The organism is Gemmatimonas sp. (genome assembly GCF_044376735.1).
Lineage (GTDB): Bacteria > Gemmatimonadota > Gemmatimonadetes > Gemmatimonadales > Gemmatimonadaceae > Gemmatimonas.
This window is the reverse complement of the sequence record NZ_JBILKJ010000129.1, coordinates 1-7643: the sequence shown is the minus strand read 5'-3', so window position 1 is coordinate 7643 and position 7643 is coordinate 1. Positions and strand designations below refer to the sequence as shown.

The window sequence follows — 7643 nt, the reverse complement described above, 5'->3', positions numbered from 1 at the left end:
CACCATCTGGGGTGTCGAGCCCGGTCTCGGCGATGCCCCGGCCCGGAGCGAGCTCGGATTCATCACGAATCCGACGCAGCCGTACGACATCATCGTGCACATGGACAGCGCCTACAAGGCGATCGTCGCAGCGGTACCCACGTGCGAAGCGGACATTGCGGCGATGCGCATGAACGAAGTGTGGCTGGGCGCCACCACGGCGGCGCTCAACGCGTCGAACGCCGGAAAACTCGACTCGGCCGAGTACTTCGCGAAGCGCTCCATGCTGATGTCGGCGACGAACCCGTACCCGCACTACGTGCTGGCCAGCGTCGCGAACGCTCGCAACGAGCGCGCGAATGCGATCATGCACTGGAAGCACGTGATCAACTACGCGGCCAACGACACGACGTACCGCGACATCAAGTCGGGCAGCATGTACTACATGGCGATGAGCCAGCTGGAAGAGGCTCAGACCAAGACCGGCGCCGAGCAGCAGAAGGAGGCGCGTGAAGCCGCCGACGGCTTCAAGACCTTGCTGACGATGACGCCGGACAGCCCGGATGCGCCGAACCTGCTGCTGTCATGGGCGGATGCGCTCACGGTCGCGAAGGACACGGCGCTGATTCCCACGGTGTATGCGTCGCTGCTCACGCAGGCGTCGGCCACGGATGTCGCCTTGGCCACCGCTGGCGTGATTGCCACGCGCGCCAACAAGTCGGACGACGCGCTCAAGCTGTTCGAGGCGGCCACCGTCAAGAACCCGTTCAACCGCGATGCGCTGCGTAACGTGGCGGCGGCGCATTATTCGAAGGATCAGTTCACGTCGATGTTCGCGCCCTCGCGGAAGCTGGTGGAGCTCGACCCGAACAACTTCGACGGCTGGATGATGTTCGCCTATGCGTCGCAGGGGCTTGCCAAGGCCGCGCAGACGGCCAAGAAGCCGATCGAAGTGAAGGCGTGGACGGATTCGCTGGTGAAGTACCAGACGTTCGCCGAAGCGCTGCCGGTGAAGGTGGACGTGACCAGCTTCGATCGCCGCAAGGATATGGCCACGTTGGTCCTGGCACTCGAGCAGGTGGCGGCCAAGGACGGCCAGTATTCCGTGACGGCCGAGTTTCTGGATGCGGCCGGTGCCGTGGTGGCCACGGCGACGGAAGCCGCCGGTCCGATCAAGAAGGGCGAAACGAAGTCGGTCACGATCAAGGGGACCGGCGCCGGCATCATGAGCTACCGGTACAAGGCGCTCAAGTAAGGCAGATAATCTGACGGGAACGACAACGCGGGCACCGGTTTCCGGTGCCCGCGTTGTCGTTCTGGGCGAAAAAGTACGCCGGTCGTCTGATCACGCTACTTCAAGCGGGCCTGCATCTCGCTGATCACGTCCTTATACGTGTTCAACAACCGATCCCACGCTACGAAAGCTTCATCTTCCGTTAGCGAATAGATGCCGTCTTTGTTTCTCTCCGAAACGATCTTGACCACGTACCGTAGCGGTGAATCGCTCTGCCGCTTCACGATGATCCGCGTGCGGACCACGACGCCCAGATCTTTCCACGACTTTGTCTGCCACGCAGTGCGCAGGTAGCCCGTCTGACTGTCTGAGTTTTCGAGCACATCGAAACTGCCCAGGACAATGCTGGCGAGGAGTTTCCACGCCTGCACTTCATTGAGCTTGGGGCTCACTTCGACCGTGATGTTCACGTTCGCCTGATCACTCGCCACCGACGCCGCATAGGAGTCGTCGGTCACCAGCTCCACGGCCTGCTCGAGTGGCGGCACGGGCGCGTTGTCCTGCGAACAGAATTCCTGATCCCAGCTGACGAAGCCGGACTGCTCGACGTGCACTTTCACGCACCCGCCGTCGGGCACCTTCACGGAGAATGAGCCGGTGCCGGCCTGCTTCTGATTCACGAAGATTCGGGCGCCGGCGGGAGCATTCACGGCGACCACACGTCCAGCGAGAGCGACGCGGTCGCTGGCGGGCGGCTCGGGCAAGCCTTCCTTATTGCAATACTGACGCTCGGTGGGACTCCATCCCGCCTTCTGCACACGCACCGTTGTGCACCCGCCCCGTGACACGACCACGTCCGCGTCGCCGTCGCCCAGCTTCGTTTCACCGACGAAGATTTCGGAGCCCGACGGCGCGGCCATGACCGACACCCGGCGGTCCAGCAGTTCGAAGCGGTCGCGCGCCGGCGGGTATTCCGTGCTGCCCTTCTCCCAGCGGTACACGCGCTTGAGCGCCGCGAATCCCGTCTTTCGCAGTTCGACGGTGGCGGACCCCCCTTCATCGACCTCGACTTCGATTTGCCGCTGTCCACGCGACTCGCCGTTCACGAAGATCATGGCATCGTAGGGCAGCGCGGCCACTTCGACGATACGCTTCGTCAGGAAGATCGTGAACTTCTTATCCTTATAGTCGACATCTTTGGGGAACGACCGGCGGACGTCGCGGAATCCTTCCTGACGCACCACGATCGTATTCGGGTCGTTCTTCTCGAGTTTGAACTTCGCGGCACCGGCCCCGAGCGCGACGAGCGAATTGTCCTGCGCCTTCACCCGATAAATCGTGGCCGTCGCGGGAGAGGCGGTGAGTTCGAGCGTTTGTGCCGCGAGGCAGACAGGGAGGAGCGCGGAAACGCCGGCCCCCAACAGACCGGCAGCAAGATGTCGGTTCATGAGATATCGTGACAAAGGACGCGGGATCATGCGTGCGGAGGAGGGATTCATCAAGCGTGCCTCAAAATACGACTCAGCGGTGCTGATCGGAACACAACGGCTCCCGGTCATGCCGCTGTGCGTGGCGTTCATGGCGGCGTGCGTACCAATCACCCCTGCGTCACTTCGCGCCCAAGGCGCCGCGCCGCATCATGCCGCGGCCGACTCTTCCGCTTCCCGCGCGCACCTTGGCGCCATGGCCGTCGGGCTGCTCACCACGGCCAACCCGGCCCTGCTGGGCCGCCGCTACACGGAGGGCTACCTGACCCAGCCGAACGTGATGGGCGACGTCGCATTCGGACCGTTGCGATTCACCGGCACCCTGAATGTCGAGGGGTACACGCTGCGCCGCGGCGAACTCAATGCCGGCATGTACGGCGAGGGCTACGCCGACCGTCGGCACCCGCACACGTTGGTGCACGAGGCCATGGTGTCCGTGGCCACACCACCACGCGGCGGCGTTCGCGTCACGCTGGCCGGCGGCAAGGGCTTCACGCCGTACGGCACCGACGACCCCATGATGCGGCCGTTCGTGAAGTATCCCGTGAACCATCATCACGCGCAGATCATCGAACGCGTGCTGGTCATGGGTGCGCTGCAGGTCGCTCGCGGCGATCGATCCGTCACGATCGAGCAAAGTTGGTTCAACGGCGACGAACCGGTGGGCCCGTTTACCGGTCCGCAGTGGTCGCGCGTGGGCGACTCGCGCAGCACGCGCCTCACGGTGGCCCCGATGCGGTCGCTCGAGGCGCAGGTCAGTTCGGCGTTCGTACGCAGCCCCGGGCTCACGCAGGGGGGCGCCTTCGATCACTGGCAGCGCAGCGGCTCGGTGCGTTACGACGTACCGAACCAGCGGTACGTGCTGGTCGAAGTCGCGCGCACCGATGAATCGCTTGGCCGGCAGCGTGTGTTCCGCTTTGCCAGCACGTTGGTGGAGTCGAGCATGATGCATCGCGGCTGGGCCCTGTCCGCCCGCGCGGAACGCACCGACCGTCCGGAAAGCGAACGCCTGCTCGATCTCTTCCGCATTCCCACGGGGCACGCGGATTTTCAACTCGTCGGCATCACCCGCTGGTCAATCGGCACCATGCAGCTGGCGGCACCGGGTATGGGTCTCCCCCGTCTGCGCGGTACGCACGTCACGCCCTTCGTGGAAGTGGCGCGCGCCACGGCGCGGCCGGTACGCACACCGGCCGTGTTCGTACCGGCCGAGTTCTACGGGTCCGCGACGCAGTGGTCGCTGTCGCTGGGCGCGCGTGTGCACGCCGGGTCGATGCGTCGCCGGATGGGGCGCTATGTGTTGCCGGCGGCGGCGCGGGCGGGTATGCCTTCCGGTGACTTCCCTTCCCACCACCTGCTTCCATGATGCCAACGCGCGTGCACTCCATGCTTCGGTTGGGCCTCGCGGCGACGGTCGCGACCTTCTCGTTGTCCGCCTGTGGCGGGAAAGAGACGGCGCCGACCGCGGTCACCGTGCCGCCGCGAACCGACACCGCGGTGACCGTGCCCGTGCCGGTGCCCGTGCTACCGCGAGTGCTCACGCACATCGGACAAGGGGTGGTGCCCGAGCGGTACAGCGCCGAGGTGTGGGTGCGCGGCACCACGGCGTACACGACCACGTGGGGCACGCGCGCGGGCGCCCGCGGCAACGCCGTGAAGATCTGGGATGTGAGCGCCAATCAGCCGCAGCTCGTGGATAGCGTAATCGTGGCGAGTGCGACCACCACCGGCGATGTCCAGGTCTCCGACGATGGCTCTCTCATGGTGGTGGCGATCGAGTCGAATCCCAACGGGGGGGTGGCGATCTATTCGATGGCCAATCCCCGGGCGCCACAGCTGCTGGTGCGCACGACGGGCGGCGAACTACGGAACGGGGTGCACACCGCCGAAGTGGCCCGTGTGAACGGTGTGCTCTATGCGTTCTGCGCCGTCAACCAGGCGAACGGCGTGCCGTCGCGACTGGTCGTGCTCGACCTCAGCACACCGTCTGCGCCCCTCACCGTCTGGTCGCAAGCGATGGGCGCGCCGTTCGTGCACGACGTCTCCGTGCGCGACGGCCTCCTGTTCACGGCCGAATGGAACGACGGGGTGGGAATCTGGGACATCGGCGCGCAGAGCGGCTCGGTGGCGGCACCGAAACTGCTGGGGCGGGCGCGCACCGTCGGTGGCCAGGCGCACAATGCGTGGTGGCTGCACGATCCCGTGACCCAATCCAAGAAGTATCTGCTGGTGGGCCAGGAGGGGCCGGGGACGATCGGATCGTCGAGCGCGGGCGATGTGCATGTGGTGGACATCAGCAATCTCGCCGCCCCGGTCGAAGTGGCGGTGTATTCGGTCACTGGTGCCGGCACCCACAACTTCTCCGTGGACGAAGCGCAGGGCTTTGCCTACGCGGCGTACTACAACGGCGGCGTGCGGGTGCTCGACGTGCGGGGAGATCTCGCCAGCTGCACCGACGTGCAGAAGACCACCGACGGCCGATGCGATCTGGCGAAGATGTCACGCGAGCGCGCGACGTACGCCGGCGCGGGCGGGGTGCCCGTGTACGTGTGGGGCGTGCACTGGTCGGCCAGTGGCCTCTTTGCCAGCGACATGCTGAATGGCCTCTGGCGGGCGGCACCGGCCACGCGATAGCGCCGATGCCGGGGGCCTTGCCCCTTCCCGCAGCGGCGCTGTCCGGCGAAGCTTCCTGCCCATGCGCCGGACCCTGTACCTCATCGGGGCGCTCCTCCTCGCCCACGTCGCCCTCCTGACCGTCCATCCCTCCGGGGCGACGGTGGCGGACACCTCCGACGGCCTCGACATCGGCATCGTTTTCGATGTCGGCGGTCGCGGCGACAAGTCGTTCAACGATGGTGCCTATCTGGGCGGCCTCCGCGCCGCCAAGGCACTCGGCGCGCGCGTGCGCTACATCGAGCCGGGCGAAGGCTCCGATCGTGAGGCCGGCCTGCGGCTGCTGGCGGCGGAGGGGGTGGACCTGGTGGTGGCCGTCGGCTTCATCTTCACCGACGACGTGAACCTGCTGGCGAAGGAATATCCGAACGTCAAATTCGCCGACGTCGACTATGCCGTGGCCACCGACAGCGTGGGCAATCCGCTGCCGATGGCACCCAATCTCGTGGCCCTCAAGTTCCGCGAGGAGCAAGGGTCGTTCCTCGTTGGCGCGCTCGCGGCCCTGGTGGGGAACAGCAAGAAGGTCGGCTTCGTGGGGGGCATGGACATCGCGCTCATTCACAAGTTCGAGGCCGGCTACCGCGCCGGCGTGAAGCACGTCTGCCCCGACTGCGAGGTCATCGTCAACTACGCCGGCGTCACCCCCGAAGCCTTTCGCAATCCCGGGCGCGGCAAGGAGATGGCGTTGGCGATGTACAGCCAGGGCGTGAACGTGATCTTCCACGCCTCGGGCTCCACCGGACTCGGCGTGTTCGAAGCCGCGCGGACCACGGGCAAGTTCGGCATCGGCGTGGACGCCGATCAGTTCAGCGAAGCGCCGGGGCACGTGCTCACGTCGATGGTAAAGGGGATCGACGAATCGGTGTTCCAGGCAGCCAAAGCGGTAAAGGAGGGCACGTTCCGCGGCGGGATTCAGCAGTTCGGTCTCGCCGAAAAGGGCGTGGGTTACGTGTACGACGCCAACAACAAGGCGCTGATCCCCGATGCCGTGCGCGCGCGGCTCGATGCGCTCACGGCCGACATCGTGTCCGGGCGCATCGTCGTCCCGAGCACCCGATGACGATGACGGACGCGATGGGCACATCGGGCACGCCGGCGATCCGGATGACGGGGGTCGTGAAGACGTTCGGCGCGGTCGTAGCCAACCGTGATGCCTTCCTCGATGTCACACGCGGCGAGATCCACGCGCTGGTGGGCGAGAATGGCGCGGGAAAGAGCACCCTGATGCGCGTGCTGGCCGGCATGTATGCCCCCGACGCCGGCACGGTGCTGGTGAACGGCACGGACGTGACCGGCTGGAAGACGCAGGACGCGATCGCCGCCGGCGTCGGCATGGTGCACCAGCACTTCATGCTCGTGCCCACGCTCACGGTGGCCGAGAACGTGGTACTGGGCATGGAGCCACGCAACGGCATGCAGGTGGATCTGCACCGCGCGGCGATCGAAGTGGAGTCGCTGTGCAAGAAGTGCGGCCTGCACGTCGATGCGCACGCGAAGGTGGCCGATCTGTCGGTGGGTGAAGCGCAGCGCGTCGAGATTCTGAAGGCGCTGTATCGCGGCGCCAAGATTCTCATTCTCGATGAACCGACGGCCGTGCTGTCACCGCCCGAAGTGCGCGACCTGTGGACCGTGCTGCGTGCGCTCAAGGCCGACGGCGGCACCGTGGTGCTGATCACGCACAAGCTCGACGAAGTGATCGCGGTGTCCGATACGATCACGGTGATGCGCGGCGGCACGACGATATCGCGCTTCGCGACCGAAGGCACCACGCCGCGCGAGATTGCGCGCGCCATGGTTGGGCGCGATGTGCAGCTGCATCTCGATGCGCCGAGTGGTGCGGACACGTGGGTGGTACCCACCGCGGTCGAATCATCGGCCACGCCGGTGCTGCGCGTGACGAACGTGTCGGTGACGTCGGACCGTGGCACGCGCGCCGTGCACGACCTCAGTTTCGAGATCCGCCCCGGCGAGATTCTCGGCATTGCCGGCGTGGAAGGCAACGGCCAAACCGAGCTCCTCGAAGCGATCGCCGGCTTGCGCGCGATGCAATCCGGGCGGGTGCAACTGGCGTTGCACGATCTCGGCGCGCGCTCTGTGCGCGAACGCGCCGACCTCGGGCTGTCGCACATTCCCGAAGACCGTCATCGGCGCGGCCTGATTCTCGAGTACAGCATCGCCGACAATCTGGTGCTCGGTCGTCAGCATCATTTCGGATCGTTCGGCACGCTCGATACGGCGCGGATTGCCGCGAACGCCGTCGAACAAGTGCG

Annotated in this window: 6 protein-coding genes; 5 read left to right on the top strand and 1 reads right to left on the bottom strand. The window is 66.0% G+C overall.

The features are described 5' to 3' along the window. Positions 1–1234, top strand: a 1234-nt coding sequence (locus tag ACIRA7_RS13350; protein WP_396221340.1) for a hypothetical protein, incomplete at its 5' end; no start/stop codon positions are given. A gap of 95 nt (positions 1235–1329) precedes the next feature. Here ACIRA7_RS13350 and ACIRA7_RS13345 read toward each other — a convergent pair. Further along, complete coding sequence (locus ACIRA7_RS13345; protein ID WP_396221339.1) at positions 1330–2661, bottom strand: hypothetical protein; 1332 nt, start codon at positions 2659–2661, stop codon at positions 1330–1332. On the opposite strand from ACIRA7_RS13345, the gene ACIRA7_RS13340 reads away from it, so the two are divergent. The 4 genes from ACIRA7_RS13340 to ACIRA7_RS13325 all read left to right on the top strand — a co-directional run. Then, positions 2660–4066 carry a hypothetical protein gene (locus ACIRA7_RS13340; RefSeq protein WP_396221338.1) on the top strand — a complete coding sequence of 469 codons (1407 nt, stop codon included), beginning with the start codon at positions 2660–2662 and terminating at the stop codon, positions 4064–4066. The two genes, ACIRA7_RS13345 and ACIRA7_RS13340, sit on opposite strands and share 2 nt — an antisense overlap. 11 nt (positions 4067–4077) lie before the next feature. After that, positions 4078–5334 (top strand): LVIVD repeat-containing protein, encoded by a 1257-nt coding sequence (locus ACIRA7_RS13335; protein ID WP_396221337.1) that lies wholly within the window; start codon positions 4078–4080, stop codon positions 5332–5334. A gap of 61 nt (positions 5335–5395) precedes the next feature. Then, complete coding sequence (locus tag ACIRA7_RS13330) at positions 5396–6433, top strand: BMP family protein (RefSeq protein ID WP_396221336.1); 1038 nt, start codon at positions 5396–5398, stop codon at positions 6431–6433. Next, on the top strand, positions 6430–7643 hold a 1214-nt coding region (locus tag ACIRA7_RS13325; RefSeq protein WP_396221335.1), incomplete at its 3' end, for an ABC transporter ATP-binding protein. The genes ACIRA7_RS13330 and ACIRA7_RS13325, both read left to right, overlap by 4 nt.

Bases quoted from the DNA above. Each gene is read 5' to 3' on its own strand.
- ACIRA7_RS13345 (WP_396221339.1), bottom strand. From the start codon at position 2,661: ATGAACCGACATCTTGCTGCCGGTCTGTTGGGGGCCGGCGTTTCCGCG.
- ACIRA7_RS13330 (WP_396221336.1), top strand. From the start codon at position 5,396: ATGCGCCGGACCCTGTACCTCATCGGGGCGCTCCTCCTCGCCCACGTC.
- ACIRA7_RS13340 (WP_396221338.1), top strand. From the start codon at position 2,660: ATGAGATATCGTGACAAAGGACGCGGGATCATGCGTGCGGAGGAGGGA.